General features: G+C 58.6%; 21 protein-coding genes and 1 riboswitch. Of the genes, 14 read left to right on the forward strand and 7 right to left on the reverse strand.

Translation table 11 applies throughout. The features are described from left to right. The 6 genes from NOR97_RS15560 to cysQ all read right to left on the reverse strand — a co-directional run bounded on the left by NOR97_RS15560 (position 1) and on the right by cysQ (position 6,571). Positions 1–1,701 (reverse strand): beta-1,6-N-acetylglucosaminyltransferase, encoded by a 1,701-nt coding sequence (locus tag NOR97_RS15560; RefSeq protein WP_257599723.1) that lies wholly within the window; start codon positions 1,699–1,701, stop codon positions 1–3. Next, complete coding sequence (locus tag NOR97_RS15565) at positions 1,698–2,684, reverse strand: glycosyltransferase family 2 protein (RefSeq protein WP_170345982.1); 987 nt, start codon at positions 2,682–2,684, stop codon at positions 1,698–1,700. Before NOR97_RS15565 ends, NOR97_RS15560 begins: the two co-directional genes overlap by 4 nt. A gap of 184 nt (positions 2,685–2,868) precedes the next feature. Then, on the reverse strand, positions 2,869–3,912 hold the full coding sequence (locus NOR97_RS15570) for a glycosyltransferase family 2 protein (RefSeq protein ID WP_257599724.1): 1,044 nt from the start codon (positions 3,910–3,912) through the stop codon (positions 2,869–2,871). Positions 3,913–3,919: 7 nt separating this feature from the next. Next, positions 3,920–4,903, reverse strand: coding sequence for a UDP-glucose 4-epimerase GalE (galE, locus tag NOR97_RS15575; protein WP_257599726.1), 984 nt, complete (start codon positions 4,901–4,903; stop codon positions 3,920–3,922). 70 nt (positions 4,904–4,973) lie between these two features. Next, the gene (locus NOR97_RS15580) at positions 4,974–5,774 is read right to left on the reverse strand and encodes a manno-octulosonate cytidylyltransferase (protein WP_257599727.1); all 801 of its coding nucleotides are present in this window, start codon (positions 5,772–5,774) and stop codon (positions 4,974–4,976) included. Beyond that, positions 5,774–6,571 carry a 3'(2'),5'-bisphosphate nucleotidase CysQ gene (cysQ, locus tag NOR97_RS15585; protein WP_170345797.1) on the reverse strand — a complete coding sequence of 266 codons (798 nt, stop codon included), beginning with the start codon at positions 6,569–6,571 and terminating at the stop codon, positions 5,774–5,776. The genes NOR97_RS15580 and cysQ overlap by 1 nt, the downstream gene beginning before the upstream one ends. A 122-nt stretch (positions 6,572–6,693) precedes the next feature. Here cysQ and NOR97_RS15590 point away from each other — a divergent pair, with 122 nt between their 5' ends. After that, positions 6,694–7,518, forward strand: a complete 825-nt coding sequence (locus NOR97_RS15590; protein ID WP_257599729.1) for an ABC transporter permease — start codon at positions 6,694–6,696, stop codon at positions 7,516–7,518. On the opposite strand, the gene NOR97_RS15595 is transcribed toward NOR97_RS15590, so the two are convergent. Then, on the reverse strand, positions 7,515–8,117 hold the full coding sequence (locus NOR97_RS15595) for an alpha-ketoglutarate-dependent dioxygenase AlkB (RefSeq protein WP_170345795.1): 603 nt from the start codon (positions 8,115–8,117) through the stop codon (positions 7,515–7,517). The two genes, NOR97_RS15590 and NOR97_RS15595, sit on opposite strands and share 4 nt — an antisense overlap. A 212-nt stretch (positions 8,118–8,329) precedes the next feature. Between NOR97_RS15595 and dnaK the strand changes: the two genes are divergently transcribed. From dnaK to NOR97_RS15660, 13 genes are all read left to right on the forward strand, one after another. Further along, positions 8,330–10,237, forward strand: a complete 1,908-nt coding sequence (gene dnaK, locus NOR97_RS15600) for a molecular chaperone DnaK (RefSeq protein WP_170345794.1) — start codon at positions 8,330–8,332, stop codon at positions 10,235–10,237. Between the two features lie 138 nt (positions 10,238–10,375). Then, positions 10,376–11,002 carry an FkbM family methyltransferase gene (locus NOR97_RS15605; RefSeq protein ID WP_257599732.1) on the forward strand — a complete coding sequence of 209 codons (627 nt, stop codon included), beginning with the start codon at positions 10,376–10,378 and terminating at the stop codon, positions 11,000–11,002. Positions 11,003–11,005: 3 nt separating this feature from the next. Then, positions 11,006–12,154 (forward strand): molecular chaperone DnaJ, encoded by a 1,149-nt coding sequence (gene dnaJ / locus NOR97_RS15610; protein WP_152459574.1) that lies wholly within the window; start codon positions 11,006–11,008, stop codon positions 12,152–12,154. 248 nt (positions 12,155–12,402) lie between these two features. Then, positions 12,403–12,508, forward strand: a riboswitch (TPP riboswitch). A 44-nt stretch (positions 12,509–12,552) separates the two neighbouring features. Then, the gene (thiD, locus tag NOR97_RS15615) at positions 12,553–13,356 is read left to right on the forward strand and encodes a bifunctional hydroxymethylpyrimidine kinase/phosphomethylpyrimidine kinase (protein ID WP_257599735.1); all 804 of its coding nucleotides are present in this window, start codon (positions 12,553–12,555) and stop codon (positions 13,354–13,356) included. Next, complete coding sequence (gene thiO, locus NOR97_RS15620; RefSeq protein ID WP_170345791.1) at positions 13,353–14,330, forward strand: glycine oxidase ThiO; 978 nt, start codon at positions 13,353–13,355, stop codon at positions 14,328–14,330. The genes thiD and thiO overlap by 4 nt, the downstream gene beginning before the upstream one ends. Continuing rightward, positions 14,314–14,508, forward strand: coding sequence for a sulfur carrier protein ThiS (thiS, locus tag NOR97_RS15625; RefSeq protein ID WP_257599736.1), 195 nt, complete (start codon positions 14,314–14,316; stop codon positions 14,506–14,508). Before thiO ends, thiS begins: the two co-directional genes overlap by 17 nt. Positions 14,509–14,510: 2 nt before the next feature. Next, entirely contained in the window at positions 14,511–15,275 is a 765-nt protein-coding gene (locus NOR97_RS15630) for a thiazole synthase (RefSeq protein ID WP_171116767.1), read from the forward strand. Continuing rightward, the gene (locus tag NOR97_RS15635; RefSeq protein WP_257599738.1) at positions 15,272–15,868 is read left to right on the forward strand and encodes a thiamine phosphate synthase; all 597 of its coding nucleotides are present in this window, start codon (positions 15,272–15,274) and stop codon (positions 15,866–15,868) included. The genes NOR97_RS15630 and NOR97_RS15635 overlap by 4 nt, the downstream gene beginning before the upstream one ends. Next, complete coding sequence (locus NOR97_RS15640) at positions 15,865–16,830, forward strand: ThiF family adenylyltransferase (RefSeq protein ID WP_257599740.1); 966 nt, start codon at positions 15,865–15,867, stop codon at positions 16,828–16,830. The genes NOR97_RS15635 and NOR97_RS15640 overlap by 4 nt, the downstream gene beginning before the upstream one ends. 20 nt (positions 16,831–16,850) lie before the next feature. Beyond that, positions 16,851–17,786: an ABC transporter substrate-binding protein gene (locus NOR97_RS15645; RefSeq protein WP_170345786.1), complete on the forward strand. Its 936-nt coding sequence runs from the start codon at positions 16,851–16,853 to the stop codon at positions 17,784–17,786. Next, positions 17,783–18,457, forward strand: coding sequence for a thiaminase II (tenA, locus tag NOR97_RS15650; protein WP_257599742.1), 675 nt, complete (start codon positions 17,783–17,785; stop codon positions 18,455–18,457). The genes NOR97_RS15645 and tenA overlap by 4 nt, the downstream gene beginning before the upstream one ends. Further along, the gene (locus tag NOR97_RS15655; RefSeq protein ID WP_257599744.1) at positions 18,454–19,182 is read left to right on the forward strand and encodes an ABC transporter ATP-binding protein; all 729 of its coding nucleotides are present in this window, start codon (positions 18,454–18,456) and stop codon (positions 19,180–19,182) included. Before tenA ends, NOR97_RS15655 begins: the two co-directional genes overlap by 4 nt. Beyond that, a complete protein-coding gene (locus NOR97_RS15660; RefSeq protein WP_170345783.1) occupies positions 19,179–19,913 on the forward strand; it encodes an ABC transporter permease in 735 nt (244 codons plus the stop codon). The genes NOR97_RS15655 and NOR97_RS15660 overlap by 4 nt, the downstream gene beginning before the upstream one ends. Positions 19,914–19,925 lie beyond the last annotated feature (12 nt).

Genomic DNA, 19,925 nt, shown 5'->3' on the forward strand with positions numbered 1-19,925 from the left:
TCACTGCACCAGATACGGTTTTCGGTATGGCTTTTTCTGGCGACCGAACACATCGTCCGCCGGGAAATCACCCATCAGATACGGGTGCATTCCCTGATTCTTGAGGTTTTGCAGGAACTTCCCGAACCCGGACAGGTCGACCATGGTTGGCACTTCGGTCAGGTGGCTGGTCTGCTGCATGCCGATTTCTTCAAGAATGCCCTGCAAGGCATCCATCGGAGATTCAATGAAGTCGGCCAGCGTCCAGCTGCGCATCCGCGCCTTGGTCCAGACCGATGTCAGCACCTCCAGCTGTTTGGTTTCAATTTGTTGCAGGCGCGCCGCCTCACACCGGATTTCCGAGAAGTTCATATTGGACCGGAACAGTGGGATTGCCCAAGCGCCGGTGATAACCGAAATCTGAGCGTTCTTGTCCCGCGCCAGAAACCAGTTGATTTCCTGAGTGTCCCGCGGGCTGAACTGGAAACACTGGCGTTCGCCCCGCGTATTCCAGATCAGGTTCGACAAAAAGGCGGTCGGGTTGTAGTCCCGCAGCGTCGCACTGTCGCTGAGAGCACCATTCGTTATGGCTTCCCCCTGCGAAAATTCGGCGCGTTCGGGGTCGAAAAGATGCCCGTGGACTCTGGCCCCAGTGGTTGCGGCCAACCATGGCTCGAAATCCTCGAACAGTTCCGAAAAGCCTTGGAATACAGAATATTGTGACGATGTCAGACCGTTTTCACTGCCATGGCGGGGAAACCGGCTTTGCATATACAGCCCGTCGCGCCCGCGGGTTCGCCGTTCCACCGCTTTGGAAAATACCCGATCGATCTTGCCCGGATTGGGCTCTGCCGGTTTCATCGCCCCGGCCTGATCTGTCAGGAATGCCTGGTACAATCGCTCTGCGCGGGGCCAGATTTTTCGGGCGACAAAACAATCCGATCGGCGCAGCAATTGCAGATGATCGTCATAGAAGATGTGTGGGCGGCCCTGGTAATCGAATTTGGACAGGGTCAGGGACCTGCTTTCAATATGTGTGGAATACAATCGCGCCAGCGTCTGGAAATAGCTTTCATCCGGAATCCAGACATGGCGGAAATACTTGTCATACAGCTTGCGTCTGGGGTCCTGAAGGATTGCAGACAGCGTTTGGCGGGTCAGGCACCACCATTGGCTGCCCATATGCGGAACCAGGCCGTCGGGGATTTTCCTGCGAAACCCCATCAGGCGCTGAAGTTTTACATATGCGTCGAATAGTTTGCGATGTTTACGCCACGAAAACGGAAACCGCAGGGTGAACCGTTCATGATCCAGCCCGCCGATGGTCCAGCTGACATCGGATGTCGTCGCGCTTTCGATGAAATCGACACGTGGCCGGTCTGACAGGTAGTCGATCAGCTCCTGAACCGGTCGCAACGGCAGGCAAGCCCCCGAGGCAAGAAACACATGCCGAACCTCGGGGAATCGCTCCAGCATCAACTCGGACGCGCATTGCGAGGCAGCAACGATACCCCAGCCACCCCAATCGCACCGATGCCGGTTTGAAAACACGATCGAGGGATTGTTCGAACAGGACGCAACAAACCGGGAATAGACATTGTCGGACACCTTGCGATCCACATGGATGACCACCGGGCACCCCGCTGCCGTCCAGTGGCGCGCGACCTGCTCGGCGCGGTCCAGCGAGGTATGAACCAACATGACAATACCCAGACTGCTCATGCCCAGTTTCCTTTCGACATGAGGCCCAGGATCTCAAGCTGTCGCCAGTTAATATAGGCCTCGGACCATTCGCACCAGAAAACAGGCTTGTCCTCAAGCCGGGTTGCATATGCCTTGTATTCGCCCGAGCTCCGGTAATGCTGGCCACGCTGCAACTCTTCGCGGGCTTTTTCCCCAAGAGTGTTGATCAACTTGGCATGAAGCAGTGATCCGCTGGCCTTTTCGCCGCCCCATTCGTCGTAAACCTGATTGAGCCCGCGTGGCAAAAGCGAATGGGTCGAGCTGACATAGACATAGCGCCGGTTCCATTTTACCAGCGGAATCTTGTTCAGCGCCGGTGCCTTCGAGGGGTTGTCCTGAAAGAACACGCGCGCCCGTGGACCCCCTTGAATCCAAAGGTTCTTATACTCGGGGTTCTTGGTGATCATGTAATTCCCGGGATCGAACCAGCGCGCGATTTCGAACGGGTTCTGACCTTCGGCATAGGGTTCGGCGTCCACCGGACCTTCAGGGTACATGTCGATCAGCATCGTGCCAAAACTGCGCACGGCACTGCCGTCCAGCCAGTCCGTCAGGGCACGGATTGGACGGGTGTCGCAGAACGGATAGACGAAGAATTCGTCCGGATCGACGCTCAAAACCCAGTGACCGTGCGCATATTTGCGCAGCAGATAGTTCGACCAGTCCAGACCATAGCTTGCCCGTTTGTAGCTGGTCGTCGTCCGCCAGACCGAAACGTCAGCCTGTTCTTTCAAAAATTCAAAACTGCCATCATCGCTGTTGTTGTCGACAAACAGAAAATGGTTGATGCCCAGTTTGCGATAATATTCAAGAAAGAAGGGCAGGCGAATTTTCTCGTTCCGTATAACGCTGATCAGCAGGATATCATCACGCCGTATGGCCTGTGTGTTGTTGCTGACCGGCTTGAGTTCGCGGCGTCGTTTGAGGCAGCGCAGAATACGGCGCTTGCGCCGCAATCTCATTTTGTAGGACTCAAACAGGCTCACGTGACTGCCCAACCTTTTTATAACGCGAGCTTTCCCCGAACCCGTCGTGACCGTTGGCACGACATGGCATTACCGGTTTATGCCATCTTTGCATCTTCTGACGCAACGTCTTTAAAACCGATAAACCGTAAACGTGCGGTTGATGCCCTTGTTTTCGTTTTCAATCCCAGCCTCCGCCGTTCATCAGAGCCAACTGTTCCAACTGGCTCCACCCGGTGTAGCGTACCGACTGTGGGGTCCACATGTCCGGCTGGTTGATTATTCCATCGTAGTATGGCCCGAATTGGTCCGGATCATGAAAATGCTGGCGTCGCTGCTTTTCGGTATTGGATTTCTCGATAACGTCCGGCAGGAATTTCGTGTGCAGCAACACGCCCGACGGGGTATCGCCGCCTGGCCCATCATAGGTTTCGTTCAGACGGCGCGGCAGGGCGGAATGGCATGAGTTCACATAGGCATAGCGCCGCGACCAGCGCATCAGCGGGATCTTGTTCAGCGTGGGTGATCTTTGCCGTGTCTGCGTAAAGAACATCCGCTCTCGCGCGCCGCCCTGCACCCAAAGGTTGCCCATCGGGCTTTGCCTCTGCGCGCGATACGGTCCTGCATCGAACCAGCACAGCAGATTTGTGGGGTCGGTGTCCGGGTCATAAGCCGCATCCCCCAAAGGACCCTTGGGATAGAGGTCCAGCATCAGCGCCCCGAACCCGATCTTCCCGCGCCGGTCCAGCCAGGCCGTAAGGTCATGCAGGGGCCGGGTGTCGCAGTGGGCATAGACCAGCAGTTCATCCGCATCCACCATCAGGCACCAGTGGCGGTGGCCATAGCGCATCTGCAACCAGGTCAACCAGTCCAGGCCAAACCGCGATCCACGGTAGCTGGAATGGGTTTTCCACACGGAGACGTCCGGTTGATCCTCCAGATACTCGGACGATCCGTCATCGCTGCCGTTGTCGACGATCAGAAAATGATCGACACCCAAAGCGCGATAGTGACGAAAGAACCACGGCAGGCGGATGATTTCATTGCGCAAGGTGACAAAGGCCAAAATGTCACCCCGCTGGATTCGGGATGTCTGATCCTTCTGGCAGATCAACTGATGTCGGCTGCGCAGCGACCTCCAGAGCAGCCGCCGGCGTTTCCAGCGCAACCTGTACTTCCGATCCCATCCGATCCGGGGAAGTGTCAATGCAGTACTGGATGTCACCGGGTCCTCATTTCTCGTAGTGGCCGTTCTGGTGCCAACGCCAGGCATCTGCGATCATCGTCTCTAACGTTGATCTTTTGGGCTTCCATCCCAGTTCGTTTTCAGCCCGTACAGAGCCGGAGACCAGCTTGGTGCAATCTCCTGCCCGACGAGGGCCCACTGTATACGGCACGGGACGGTTGGTGACGGACTTGGATTGCTCGATCACCTCAAGAACGGAAAACCCGGACCCGGTGCCCAGGTTGAAGACACGGCTGCCTTTGCCCTGTTTCAGCCAGCCCAGCCCCAGAATATGCGCATCTACCAGGTCACAAACATGTACATAGTCGCGGATACAGGTGCCGTCGGGCGTGTCGTAATCCGTGCCAAAGACGGTAAGACCTTCGCGCTTGCCGTCAATCGCGTCCAACATCAGCGGGATCAGATGCGTTTCAGGTCGGTGAAACTCGCCCACGTCCCCTTCGGGATCGGCACCTGCAACGTTGAAATAGCGGAAAATGACATGGCGCAGCCCATGAGCCGCTTCGAAATCCTTGAGGATATCTTCGATCGCGCGTTTCGATGCTCCGTAGGCGTTCAGGGGATACTGCGCGGTGGATTCATCAAGAACCACGTTGTCGTGCTCGCCATATGTGGCACATGTGGACGAAAACACGAAATCCAGACAGCCGGCCGCAACGGCGGCTTCAATCAGAGTCAGTGACCCCGTGACATTGTTCGACCAATACACGCCGGGCTGACGCATGGCATCGCCAACCTGGCTGAGCGCCGCGAAATGCATCACCGCATCTGGTTTGTGTTTCGCGAACACCACATCCAGGCGGTCCCGATCCAAAAGGTCGCCCTGTTCAAAAGGGCCAAACTGCACCGCATCCTGCCAACCCGTGATCAGATTGTCGTAGGTCACAGGAAGATAGCCTGCCTGCGCAAGCGCCTTGCAGGCATGTGAGCCGATATACCCGGCACCACCGGTGACAAGAATTGTCTTCATGGGATATCCATCGGGGCTGGTTGAGGGACAGTTTCCACAGGGGCGCCGTCCGATTCATGGGGAAAAGACGTCACTCCAGCCCCATGGCTGCCATCATCTCTTCGATCTTGGGCACGTCCTGCGGGTTGTTCAGTTCCCAGAACTGACGGCCCCTTGCCTCGACCTCGACGCACAGAACCTTGCGCCCGTTTTCCATGAACCTAAGCTGTTCCAGGCCTTCCTGCTGTTCCAGAGGCCCGGCTGGCCAGCCCGGATACGCCGCCAGAGCGTCGGGCCGATAGGCGTAGACGCCGACATGGTGAAACACGGGTGTCGCTTCATCGCCGGCATATGTCCGGGACGTAAAGGGCACGACCTCTTTCGAGAAGTACATTGCACTGTGATCGCGTCCGAACACTGCCGTCGTGCCGCCTACACGGCCATGCTTGCGGTCGTTCAGCAGACTGTTCAACGCACTGCCGTCGCAGCGCAGGACAGGGGTCGCGACGCCGGCATCCGGGGCCGCGCGCAGGCCGGACACCAGATCTTCGACAAACCAATGCGGGGTCAGCGGGGCGTCCCCTTGCAGGTTGACGATGATTTCATACCCGCCGCCCAGAACCTCATGCGCTTCGGCGCATCGTTCGGTGCCGTTTTGACAGCTTTCCGAGGTCATCACGACGTCGGCCCCAAAGCCCTCGGACACTTCGCGAATGCGTTCATCATCCGTCGCAACAACTACGCGATCGACGCCCGAGACTGACTTGGCTGCACGCCACGACCGTTCAATCAATGTCATGGACTCGCCCGTCGCGCCTGTCAGAGGAACCAGAGGTTTGCCGGGATAGCGGGTCGAGGCGTAGCGGGCAGGGATGGCAATCAGAACAGACATCAGGCTTCCTTCAGTTCAACACCCGGAGCGTAAGCAATAAAGAACGGATTTGCATAGCCATCTTTGCCATAAACCAACGGAGTATGGTCGTCAAAACGCACAACCCGGCCACCGGCTCCGGCCAGTACTGCATGGCCCGCTGCTGTATCCCATTCCATCGTGCGTCCGACGCGCGGGTAAATATCAGCTTCGCCCGTGGCAACCAGACAGAACTTGAGTGACGAACCCGCGCTTTTGCTGTCCTTCACATGGTATTTGTTGATGTAGTCCTCGGTGGCCTGATCCCTGTGGGACTTCGACGCCACAACCAGCAGCCCGGAATTGTCCGGTTCAGAGACTGATATGGGCGTCAAAGGACCTGTCACGTTTTTGTCGAAAGCACCTGTTTCCTCGACCGCACGGCCATCAGCCAGCGTGAAGAACATACGACCCCGCGCCGGGGCATAGACGACACCCCGGGTCGGTACTCCGTTTTCGACAAGTGCGATGTTGACGGTAAAATCACCGCGACGGTTGATGAACTCCTTGGTGCCGTCCAGCGGGTCAACAATGAGGAAAGTGTCGCCTTTTTCAGAGTGCGAAGCGGCCTGTTCTTCGGTGACCAGAAGAATATCCGGGAATGCCGCACGCAACCCTGCCGAAATCAATGCGTCGGCGGCTTCGTCTGCCTCGGTCACAGGGCTGGAGTCGGATTTGACTTTGACATCGAAATCATCCGCCTCGTAGATTTCCATGATCTTGTCGCCTGCCTCCAGAGCCAGTCGCCGAATGACGGGAATAAGCGCGTCGTAGGTCACAAAAAAGCTCCGTTCCTGTGGTTTGTTGATCCAAACTCGCGATCGACTTATGATGCGGCGGTTACGGAACGGCAAGATATTCATGCCAGTTTTGAGGCGACGAAGCAGAAAAGACCCTTTGAATGTTCTATTTCAAGCGTAACCAAACGCTGCTGGGCAGCGCTTTCACGACGGCTGAGCTGGTGTTCCATGCCACCGTACGAAAGGTGCGCTCGCAACACCCGAATGCGATAGTCGCCATCCTGATCAATGTCCTGCAACTTGTGGTGATGGGAACCACTTTCTACCTGCTCATGTCACTGATGGGCCGGGGCGGAATTCCAAAGATCAGGGGCGAATTTCTGCTGTATGTTCTGTCCGGCGTGTTCCCCTTCATGCTTCATATCCAGTCAATCGGTGCGATTTCAGGGGTTGGGTCCGCGAACAATCCGATGATGCTCCATTCGCCGATGAATGTGATGGTCACGATCCTGTCTGCGGCGCTCGGTATTCTTTACAAGCAATTGCTGGCGATGTTCGTGATCCTGTTCATCTACAGCGTCGCGGTCGCCCCGATCGAGGTGCAGGATCCCGGCGGTGCTTTCGCGATGCTGATATTGGCCTGGTTTACCGGATGCGCCGTGGGTTTGGTGTTCATGGCGATGAAGCCCTGGTTTCCGACAACCGTTGGAATGCTCACCAATATCTATCGTCGCCTGAACATGGTGTTTTCAGGAAAGATGTTCGTTGCAAACACGCTGGGCGGCGGATTGCTGATGATGTTCGCCTGGAACCCGCTGTTTCATATTATCGACCAGTGCCGGGGCTTCATCTTTCGAAACTATTTTCCGCGAAACACGAGTTGGGATTACGCATTGTGGGTGGGGATCGCCCTGCTGATGATCGGTTTGATGGGTGAATTTTTTACGCGCCAGCATGTTTCACAAAGCTGGAACGCGCGCCGCTAACGTGCGACCCGCAGCGTCAGGTTGATCCGCCCGCCTTTTGGCAACAGCCGGGATGACCCGTATCTGATCCGGTCGATCCCGTGATAGGCCAGCCGTGCCGGGCCGCCCATGATCACCACGTCGCCCGAGCCCAGCCAGATCGACTCGGTCTTGCCGCCACGGGTCGTATTGCCAATTCGGAACAGGGCGTCATCGCCCAGGGAAACCGACAGAACGGGCCAGGAAAAATCTGCCTCGTCCTTGTCTTGATGCAGGCCCATTTTGGCGCCTTCTCCGTAGTAATTGACCAAACAGCAATCCGGTGCGCGCTCAGAGCTGACCAGATCGCGCCAGATATCCAGAATGACCGGGGGGATTTCAGGCCAGACCCCGCCTTTCGGATGCTTGTCCTGATAGCGATAGCCCGCCTTGTCGGTCACCCATCCCAGATCCCCGGCCGAGGTCATTCGCACCGACATCTCTTTGCCCGACGGCGTGACGGGCCGAAACAAGGGTGCCGCTTTCAGAATCGGTCGCAGGGCTGCGATCACCTGTGTCTGGGCGGCGGGATCAAGATAGCCTTTTCTGATTTCGAACCCTCGCAAGATGACCCGCGTCATTCCGGAAACCCCAAACCTTTCCAATTCCTTGCCAAAAAAGACCTCAAATTCCCGAAAACCTGCACTCTACGGTGCTTGCAGGCCTCTTGCCTCGCCCTTATATACGCCGGGACGCGCGATGGTAGTGCTGTCGCGCACATCAGATCGGGGGTGGGATGCCATAACGGGTCCGACCCTCGGGACATCGCCTTGAAGAGAAAGGGATTGAAAAAATGGGAAAAGTAATCGGGATCGACCTCGGAACCACAAACTCCTGCGTAGCCATCATGGAGGGCTCGCAGCCGAAGGTCATCGAAAACGCCGAAGGGGCGCGGACCACGCCTTCGATCGTCGCCTTCACCGAAGATGAGCGACTGGTCGGTCAGCCGGCGAAACGCCAAGCGGTCACCAACCCCGACAACACGATCTTTGGCGTCAAACGTCTGATCGGGCGTCGTGTGGATGATGCCGAAGTTGAAAAAGACAAGAAAATGGTGCCGTATGCCATCGTCGATGGCGGCAATGGCGACGCATGGGTTGAAGCCCGCGGCGAAAAGTATTCTCCAAGCCAGATTTCCGCTTTCATTCTGGGCAAGATGAAGGAAACCGCCGAGAGCTATCTGGGCGAGGACGTCACGCAGGCCGTCATCACCGTTCCTGCATATTTCAACGACGCCCAGCGTCAGGCCACCAAAGACGCCGGTAAAATCGCCGGTCTGGAAGTGCTGCGGATCATCAACGAACCGACGGCGGCTGCGCTGGCCTATGGTCTGGACAAGGAAGAAACCCAAACCATCGCGGTTTATGACCTTGGTGGTGGTACCTTTGACGTGACCATCCTGGAAATCGACGACGGCTTGTTCGAGGTCAAATCGACCAATGGTGACACCTTCCTGGGTGGTGAAGACTTTGACATGCGCATCGTCAACTACCTGGCGGATGAGTTCAAAAAGGAACACGGTGTCGACCTGTCGCAAGACAAGATGGCCTTGCAGCGTCTGAAAGAAGCCGCGGAAAAAGCCAAGATCGAACTGTCCTCGACCTCGCAGACCGAGATCAACCAACCGTTCATCTCGATGGGCGCCAACGGTCAGCCGCTGCACATGGTCATGAAGCTGACCCGTGCCAAGCTGGAATCGCTGGTTTCGGACCTGATCAAGAAGTCGCTGAAGCCCTGCCAGGCCGCTCTGAAAGACGCGGGTCTGTCGGCTGCTGACGTGGACGAAGTTGTTCTGGTCGGTGGTATGACCCGGATGCCGAAAGTGATCGAAGAGGTCACCAAATTCTTCGGCAAAGAGCCGCACAAGGGCGTGAACCCGGACGAAGTGGTTGCCATGGGCGCCGCCATTCAGGCCGGTGTTCTTCAGGGCGACGTCAAAGACGTGGTTCTGCTGGACGTGACTCCGCTGTCGCTGGGCATCGAAACGCTGGGTGGCGTGTTCACCCGCCTGATCGACCGCAACACCACGATCCCGACCAAGAAGTCTCAGGTCTTCTCGACCGCCGAGGACAACCAGAACGCCGTGACCATCCGCGTGTTCCAGGGTGAACGTGAAATGGCTGCGGACAACAAGATCCTGGGTCAGTTCAACCTTGAAGACATCCCGCCGGCACCGCGCGGTATGCCTCAGATCGAGGTGACTTTTGACATCGACGCCAACGGCATCGTCTCGGTTTCGGCCAAAGACAAAGGCACTGGCAAAGAACAGAAGATCACCATCCAGGCCTCGGGCGGATTGTCCGACGAGGATATCGAAAAGATGGTCAAGGACGCCGAAGAGAACGCGGAAGCCGACAAGGAACGCCGCGAGCTGATCGAGGCGAAGAACCAGGCGGAAAGCCTCATCCATTCGACCGAAAAGTCGATGGAAGAGCATTCCGACAAAGTCGACCCGACCACGATCGAAGCCATCGAGCTGGCGATCGCCGCGTTGAAGGACGAGCTGGAAACCGAAAATGCCGACAAGATCAAGTCGGGCATCCAGAACGTCACCGAAGCCGCGATGAAGCTGGGCGAGGCCATCTATAAGGCGCAAGCCGAAGAAGGCGAAGAGGAACCTGCTGCCGCAGATGCTGCACCAGGCGACGATGACATCGTCGACGCCGAGTTCGAAGATCTCGACGACGACAAACGCGCCTGACGCGTTACTCGGTTCCGGCAGGCCTGGTTCGGGCCTGCCGGAACGGTCTTCACCATGCAGCACGCGTCTCCGAAACCTCCATATGGCACTTACGTTCTTTCACATCGGATGGAAATCTTGCGCCGGTGGTCCGAGGGCATGCCACGTCAATGGATGTCGTCCGGAATTCGCAGGATAGTCATGGCCTCTCGGCGAGAGCCTTGCGATTATGCCTTTGTCGATGCCGGTGCGAATGTCGGGCTGTACACCCTGTGGGTCAGATCAGTTGCGCAGAAGTTGGCACGCAACCTGAAAGCGCTTGTGGTTGAACCGGCTCCGGTCGACAAGGCTCGCCTCGGTACCACTCTGGCTGCCAATCAAGCCAGTGAGGACATCCATTGCGACAAGGCCTTGTCTGACGAACCCGGTGAGATGTGGTTCGAATCCGCGAACCTTGGCGACCAGGATCATGCCAAAGTTGCCGAGTCGGGCGATCTGTGCGTTCAGGCGATTCCGTTGCTGGACGCGACACGTGATGCCGGGCTGACCAGGGTTGATGCCATGAAAATGGATATCGAAGGCCAGGAAACCCGCGTATTGCGCGCTTTTTTCGAAGACGCACCGCGGGAGATTTGGCCCGAAGTGCTGCTGACGGAAATCAAGCATTCGGACGACGGGCTGGACGAGGTCTTGAATAAGGCAGGTTACGTGGCCAGTTTTGCAAACAACACCAACGGCGTGTACAGGCTCAATGAAAGCGCCGCGTCCGGCGGCACGAAGGAATAACAAATGTCAAAGCGCGACTATTACGAAGTGCTCGGCGTGTCCAAGGGCGCTTCGGCGGATGAGATCAAGAAGGGTTTTCGCAGGAAAGCCAAAGAGCTGCACCCTGACCGCAACAAGGACAACCCGGATGCCGAGGCGCAGTTCAAGGAAGCCAACGAGGCTTACGACGTTCTGCGCGATGCCGAAAAGAAGGCAGCTTATGATCGCTTTGGCCATGCCGCATTTGAAAACGGCATGGGCGGCGGTGGCCGCCCCGGTGGCGGTTTTGGCGGTCAAGGCGACTTCTCCAGCGCATTTTCGGATGTATTTGACGACCTGTTCGGTGATTTCATGGGTGGTCAAAGGGGTGGCGGCGGGCGTCGCGCCGCGCGCGGCTCGGACCTGCGCTACAACCTGCGTGTGACGCTGGAAGAGGCCTACTCGGGCCTGCAAAAAACCATCAACGTGCCAACGGCCGTGGCGTGTTCGTCCTGCGAAGGTACCGGGGCTGAAGGTGGCGTTGAGCCCACGTCCTGCCCCACCTGTTCAGGCATGGGAAAAGTGCGGGCACAACAGGGCTTCTTTACGGTGGAACGGACTTGCCCCACCTGTTCGGGACTGGGTCAGATCATCAAGAACCCCTGTAAATCCTGTCAGGGGGCAGGCAGGGTCGAAAAAGACCGCGCTTTGTCGGTGAACATTCCTGCTGGTGTCGAAACCGGAACGCGAATTCGTCTGGCGGGCGAAGGTGAGGCCGGAATGCGTGGCGGCCCTCCGGGCGATCTGTACATTTTTGTCGAAGTGGCCGAGCACAAACTGTTCGAACGCGACAGCGTGAACCTCTATTGCCGCGTGCCGGTCAGCATGGCCAAGGCGGCGCTGGGCGGATCGATCGAGGTTCCGACCATCGATGGCGGTCGCGGCCGCGTTCAGATTCCGGCCGGAAGCCAGTCGGGTCGGCAAATGCGCCTGCGCGGAAAAGGCATGCCTGCGTTGCGCGGCGGTGGCGTGGGTGACATGTTCATTGAACTGGCCGTGGAAACCCCGGTCAACCTGACCAGCCGCCAGAAAGAACTGCTTCGGGAATTCGACGATTTGGGTGAAGATAACCATCCGGAATCGAAAAGCTTTTTCTCGTCCGTCAAATCTTTCTGGGACGGTATGAAAGGCTGAACGACCGGGAACGGGGGCGCTGCCCCCGCCGCCCTTCGGGCGACTCCCCCGGGATATTTTCAGCCAGATGAAGCAAGGGATCCTGTATTCATCTGGCCAAAAATATCCCGGAGCGCGAGGCAGAGCCTCGCATGTCACTGTCTTACACATGCAGTCACATGCAGTTTTGGCCTTAGCAGAAAGCTGAAAGTGGCAATACATCTGGAAAATTGAGACTTGATTCCGGCCCTCGACCCTGAGATTGTCCGCCTCAACCGTTGGGGTGCCCTTTGACAGGGCTGAGAGACGCAGCCGCGTTAACCCATCGAACCTGATCCGGGCAATGCCGGCGTAGGGAACGGTCTCTTGAACACAGACGTTTTCTCTACTCCGTTGCCCATAGAAGATGGAGCAACGACATGGCGGCAATTGCCCTGACCATAGCAGGATCCGACAGCGGCGGCGGCGCAGGCATTCAGGCTGACCTGAAGGCAATGTCGGCGTTGGGTGTTTTTGGCGCAAGCGTCGTCACCGCCGTTACCGCGCAGAACACGCAAGCTGTTACCGCGGTGCATGGGATTCCCCTGGATGTGATTTCCGCCCAAATTGACGCGGTTCTGAGCGATCTGGACGTTAAGGCCGTCAAAATCGGCATGCTTGGCACACCTGAGATCATTCATACGGTTGCCAGGGGGCTGGCGGCGTTCGAGGGTCCCGTAGTTCTTGATCCGGTCATGATCGCCAAATCCGGCGACGCTCTGTTGGCGCAAGAGGCGGTCCGGACGCTGCGCGATGTGTTGTTGCCAACGGCGACGGTTCTTACGCCGAATCTGCCTGAGGCGGCGTGCCTGCTGAACATGCCAGCGGCAGAAACGCGCGAGCAGATGGCTGAACAGGGCCGGGCATTGTGTGCCTTGGGTGCGGGTGCAGTCGTGATGAAAGGCGGACACGGGTCAGGTGATATCTGCCACGATTTGCTGATCGATTCGTCGGGTGTCATGGCCGAGTTTCAGGCCCCGCGTCAGGATACGAAAAACACCCATGGGACAGGATGCACCCTGTCGTCATCCATCACTGCCGGTTTGGCCAATGGGCTGACCCTGAGGGACGCGGTTGCACAGGCGCATGACTATCTGCAAGGGGCCATCGCGCGCGCGGATGAGCTGAATGTCGGCGCTGGGCACGGCCCGGTGCATCATTTCCACCGGGTTTGGCCCACGTGACGCTTTGGTCTGTCATAGGGGCAGGGGTTGCCGGTCTTGCCGTTGCCAGCGAACTGGTGTCGCGCGGTGCGAAGGTGCAGATATACGACCCCGGCGGGCCACCGGGCCCGCATGGGTGTTCGTGGTGGGCCGGGGGAATGCTGGCGCCGTGGTGCGAATATGAAAACGCAGAAGAACCGGTGCTGCGCCTGGGTCAGACGGCGATCGAATGGTGGGCTCAACGCACCAAGGTGATCCAGCGGGGAACGCTTGTTGTCGCAAGCGCCCGCGATGTACCGGACCTGCGCCGCTTCGCGCGTCGAACAAAAGAGTTCACCAAGGTCGAACGGGCAGAAATAACGGAATTAGAGCCTGATCTGGCAGGGTTTGGCCAGGGCCTGTTTTTCGAACGCGAAGCCCATGTCGATCCGCGTCAGGCGCTGCGCGATCTGTATCGTCAACTGCAAACTCAGGGCGTGGAGTTCCACCGGAAACTGGCCCCCGCTCAGTTGGAGAATGCCATTGACTGCCGTGGTCTTCACGCGCGCGAATACCTGCATGACCTGCGCGGCGTGAAGGGCGAGATGCTGGTCATACGATGCCCTGACGTGGAACTGACGCGCCCGGTTCGTTTGCTGCACCCGCGGATGCCGCTTTATATCGTTCCGCGCGGCGACGGCGTCTATATGTTGGGTGCGACCATGATCGAATCTGAGGATAGCAGCCGCATCACCGCCCGTTCGATGCTGGAACTGCTCAGCGCAGCCTATGCCGTGAACCCGGCTTTTGGCGAAGCCGAGGTTTTGGAGATAGGCGTCGATCTGCGTCCCGCCTTCCCTGACAACTTGCCGCGTATCCGGCGTTTGGGCCGGACGATCTATGCCAACGGGCTCTATCGCCACGGGTATCTGCTGGCACCGGCGCTGGCGCGGGGTGTTGCGGATCTGGCGCTGCACAACACACATTCGGAGATGGTCGATGAAGATCGTGCTTAACGGCGAGGCGAGCGAGGTACGCGCCGAAACCTTGTTGGAATTGTTGGACGAATGCGGTTTCTCGGGCCGTGTGGCCACCGCCGTGAACGAAGATTTCGTGCCCTCAAGCCTGCGCGTCGCTCACAAGCTGGCCGAAGGTGACCGGGTCGAGGTCGTCGCACCGATGCAGGGGGGCTGAAGATGAAGACGTTTTACGGCACTGAACTGCCCAACCCGTTGATGCTGGGTACGGCGCAATATCCAAGCCCGGCCATTCTGGAACAGGCGTTTCGCGAAAGCGGTGCAGGCGTTGCCACTGTATCTCTGCGGCGCGAAGCGGGTGCGGGTCAGACCTTTTGGAACATGATCCGCGACCTGGGTGTACGCATTCTGCCCAATACCGCCGGTTGCCATACGGTGAAAGAGGCCGTGACGACCGCCCATATGGCCCGCGAAGTGTTTGAGACCCGTTGGATCAAGCTGGAACTCATCGGACATACGGACAGCCTGCAACCAGACGTTTTCCAACTGGTCGAAGCCGCCCGCATTCTGACCGAGGACGGGTTTGAGGTGTTTCCCTACACCACCGATGACCTGATCGTGGGGGAACGCCTGCTGGAAGCGGGGTGCGAGGTGCTGATGCCCTGGGGCGCACCGATCGGCTCAGGGCAGGGGCTGAACAACGAATACGCCCTGCGTGCGATGCGGGCGGAATTTCCTGACATTCCCCTGGTGGTGGATGCAGGTATCGGTTTGCCCAGCCACGCGGCCCGCGCGATGGAGTTGGGTTTTGACGCGGTTCTGCTCAACACCGCTGTGGCCCGTGCCGGAGATCCGGTTCTGATGGCTAGGGCGATGGCGCAGGCAACCCTTGCCGGGCAATTGGCCCATCAGGCCGACCCGATCGAGCCGCGCGATATGGCTGAGCCCTCTACCCCTGTTGTTGGAAAGGCTTTCCTGTCATGACGCTGGACCGTTTCTATCCGATCTTTGATCACTCGGACTGGCTGCGTCGGATGCTGCCGCTGGGTGTCAAACTGGTGCAGCTGCGCATCAAGGATCAACCAGGCGATGTGGTGCACGACCAGATTGCCGTCTCACGCGAATTGTGTCGCGACCATGGGGCGGTTCTGGTGATCAATGACTATTGGCAGCACGCGATCGATCTGGGCTGCGACTGGATTCATCTGGGGCAGGAAGATCTGGACGACGCCGACCTGAAAGCCATTCGAAAAGCGGGTCTGAAACTGGGTGTTTCCACCCATGACGATGATGAGCTTGAGCGTGTACTGGCCATGGATCCCGATTACGTGGCATTGGGACCGGTCTACCCCACCATTCTGAAAAAGATGAAATGGCATCAGCAGGGCCTGCCCCGCGTAACGGAATGGAAGGCGCGGGTTGGTGATATTCCCTTGGTTGGTATCGGCGGCATGAGTGTTGAGCGCGCGGCCGGTGTGCTGGAGGCCGGGGCGGACATTGTCTCGGCGGTCACGGATATCACACTGAACTCCGACCCCGAAGCACGGGTGCGCGCGTGGATCGAGGTCACACGATGAGCCGGTATGCCCGCCAGACGCGTCTGCCCGAAGTTGGGGCACAAGGGCAGGCACGTCTGTCAGAGGCTCGTGTTCTGGTCGTCGGTGCAGGCGGTCTGGCTGCTCCGGCCCTGCCGCTTTTGGCCGGGGCCGGGGTGGGGCAAATGACTATTATGGACGGTGATTCCGTCGATCTGTCGAACCTGCACCGTCAAACGTTTTTCTCCGAGGCCGATTGCGGGCAACCCAAGGCGGAAACCGTCGCCGCCCGCTGCCGCGCGCTGAATGGCGAAACTTATGTCATCGGTCTGAATCAGGCTCTGACCAGTGAAAATGCGCCTGGTTCGGTGTCGCAAGCCGATATCATTCTGGATTGCGCTGACAGCTACGCGGCCAGCTACATCCTGTCGGACACGTGTCTGGCGCAGGGCAAGCCTTTGATCAGCGCCTCGGTGCTGGGGCTTTCGGGTTATGTGGGCGGGTTCTGCGGCGGGGGCCCATCGCTGCGCGCTGTCTTTCCCGATGCGCCGGACAGTGGCGCCAGCTGTGCCACTGCCGGGGTTCTGGGCCCCGTGGTTGGCGTGATCGGGGCGATGCAGGCGCAGATGGCGCTCAGCTTGATCCTTGGGCTTGATCCTTCGCCCCTTGGGCAGTTGGTTCAATATGACGCAAGAACCTTGCGCAGCACCGGGTTTCGCTTTGATGACGCACCCGAACCCGGCAACTGTTTTCGCTTTCTGTCCACAAGCCAGCTGAAGGACACGGATCAGATCATCGAACTGCGGAGTTCGCAGGAAGCCCCTGTTCCCATCCATTCGAACGCGACGCGCGTATCACCGGATAATTTGCACGAAATAGACCCTAACAAGGGAAAACGGCTGGCTCTGTGCTGTGCCACGGGTTTACGGGCATGGCGTGCCGCCGAACAGATTCAACCAGATTGGCCGGGCGAGATTGTTCTCGTCGCGGCCTCAACCTCGTGAAGAAAAGGGAAACGCGAGACATGAAAAAGCTGATGACAGCCATCGCCCTTCTGGCCGCCGCGCCGGCATGGGCCGAAGACAAAATGACCGTCCTGCTGGACTGGTTCATCAACCCTGATCATGGTCCCATCATCGTGGCGCAGGAAAACGGCTATTTTGCCGAACAAGGGCTTGAGGTCGAGATCGTTCCGCCCGCCGACCCGTCCGCCCCGCCCCGTTTGGTGGCTGCCGGTCAAGCCGATCTGGCGGTGTCTTACCAGCCGCAATTGCACTTGCAGATTCACGAGGGCCTGCCTCTGAAGCGTGTCGGCACGTTGGTTGCTACGCCACTGAACTGCCTTCTGGTGCTGGAAGACGGGCCAATCAAGTCGCCGGCCGACCTCAAGGGTAAAAAAATCGGCTTCTCGGTTGCAGGGGTCGAAGAAGCCATCCTTGGCACCGTTCTGGGCAAATATGATGTTGCGCTGGGCGATGTTGAGCTGATCAACGTCAACTTTTCCCTCTCGCCGTCGCTGATGACCGGTCAGGTGGATGCGGTCATTGGCGCATATCGCAACTTCGAGCTGAACCAGATGGATATCGAAGGTCGTCCCGGCACCTGCTTCTATATCGAGGAAGAAGGCGTTCCGTCTTATGACGAACTGATCTATGTCGCCAATCCGGATACGATGGACAAGGACAAGATTGCCCGGTTCCTCGCCGCGACTGAAAAAGCGACCCAATATATCGTCAACAATCCGGAAAAAAGCTGGGAGATCTTCGCGGCCACCTCGCCCGAACTTCAGGACGAGCTGAATGCCCGCGCCTGGGTCGATACACTGCCGCGCTTTGCATTGCGTCCGGCAGGTTTTGATGCCGGTCGTTATGCCCGGTTCGAAACCTTCCTGAACGAAAGCGGGATGATCGACAGCGTCCTTCCGGTCAGTGACATCGCCATCGACGTGACCGCGCAATGAGCAACTATGGCAAAGCCTTCGCGCTGATGCGTGATGCTGCGGCGGGGCCGTGGCGGGATTATACCCGCCACGCCTTCGTAGAGGGCATGAAAGACGGAACGCTGCCACGCGAGGCGTTTCTGCATTATCTGCGGCAGGATTACGTGTTCCTTATCCACTTCAGCCGCGCGTGGGCCCTGGCGGTGGTGAAATCGGAAACGCATGAAGAAATGCTTGCCGCATCGCGAACCGTGAACGGTTTGATCAGCGAAGAGATGAAACTGCATATCGGTATCTGCGCGGCAGAAGGTATCTCGCAGGCAGAGCTGTTTGCCACGCCAGAGCGTCACGAGAATCTGGCCTATACCCGGTTTGTCCTGGAAGCAGGCTACAGCGGAGACCTTCTGGATCTGCTGGCGGCGCTTGTTCCTTGCGTCATGGGATATGGCGAGATCGGTACGCGGCTGTCCGCCGAGGCAACGTCCGGGACATATCGCGGCTGGATCGACACGTATGCCGGTGAAGATTACCAAGGCGCATGTGTCGCGGTCGGCGAGTTGCTGGATCAGGCTCTAACAAGACGTATTGGGGCTGATTTTCAGGGTTCGCCACGCTGGGATCGACTGTGCCAGACCTTCCGCAAGGCGACAGAGCTTGAGGTTGACTTCTGGCAGATGGGTTTGACGCCATGACCCCTGCGCCCGAACTGACCATCAACGGCACTGCCACGATCGACGGCGCGACCCTGTTTGCGCCGCTGACCCTGACCCTTGGGGCCGGGGCGTGGACGTGCCTGCTGGGCGGTTCGGGCGTGGGAAAAACCACGGTTCTGAGGTTGATTGCAGGGCTCGAGACCGGGGCCGCCTTCGCTGGCCATATCACGGCCAGTGATGGCTTGCCGGTATCCGAGCGTGTCTCATACATGGCGCAGGATGATCTTCTGTTGCCTTGGGCGACCGTCGCGCAGAATGTCTCGCTGGGCGCGCGTTTGCGTGGTGAAACCGTTGATCTTGATCGACGCGACCGCCTTATAAAACGTATGCGGTTGCAGGATCACATGAACAAGAAGCCCAACGCGTTGTCCGGTGGGCAACGCCAGCGCGTCGCTTTGGCCCGGACCTTGATGGAAGATCGTCCCGTTGTTTTGCTGGACGAACCCTTTTCGGCGCTCGATGCCCGCACCCGCGCTGACATGCAGGATCTGGCCGCCGAAGCTTTGAACGGGCGCACCGTCCTTCTTGTGACCCATGATCCGGCCGAAGCTGCGCGTTTGGGGCAATCCATCGTGGTGATGACGCAGCACGGATTGACGCCCTGCGATCCGCCCCTGGCCCCGGCCCCGCGCCGCGTGGATGATCTGGAGACACTGGAAACCCAGGGTGCCTTGCTGCGTCTTCTCCGCGAGGGCGCGGCATGAGGTATTTTTCTGCATTGGCCGCAACTTTGTTTGCCTTGCTGATTTGGCAGGGCATCGTGACCCTGACCGGATTGCCTAAGTTCATCCTGCCCGGACCCGCCGTCGTGGCCGAAACCTGGTGGCAGAACCGCTGGGTGATCGCCGAGCACACCTGGATCACCGCGATCGAAGTGGTGATCGGTATGGCGTGCGGGACGCTGCTGGGTGTCGTCACCGCGTTGCAACTGGCAAATTCGCGGGCGGCGCGGGTGCTGGTGCAGCCGATGCTCGTGTTCACGCAGGCTCTGCCGGTTTTCGCATTGGCACCGTTGCTGACGCTGTGGCTGGGCTATGGGCTCTGGTCCAAGGTCGCCATGGCGGTGCTGATCATCTATTTCCCGATCACCTCGTCGTTTTTCGACGGGCTGATGCGCACCCCTTCGGGATATCTGGATCTGGCCCGAACGATGCAGGCCAGCAAGCGCGCCGTATTGTGGCATATCCGCATTCCGGCTGCTCTGCCGTCGCTGGCGTCGGGGATGCGGTTGGCGGCGGTGTATGCCCCGATTGGGGCAGTGATCGGTGAATGGGTCGGCTCGTCGCAGGGGTTGGGATACCTGATGCTGCTGGCCAATGGGCGTGCCAAGACCGATCTCATGTTTGCCGCGATGCTGACGCTGGGTGTGTTCTCGATCCTTCTGCACATGGTTGTCCGCCGGGCCACGGCACGCATGGCGGGCGAGATGCGTTAACCAATCAGAAAC

The organism is Ruegeria sp. YS9, assembly GCF_024628725.1.
GTDB lineage: Bacteria > Pseudomonadota > Alphaproteobacteria > Rhodobacterales > Rhodobacteraceae > Ruegeria > Ruegeria atlantica_C.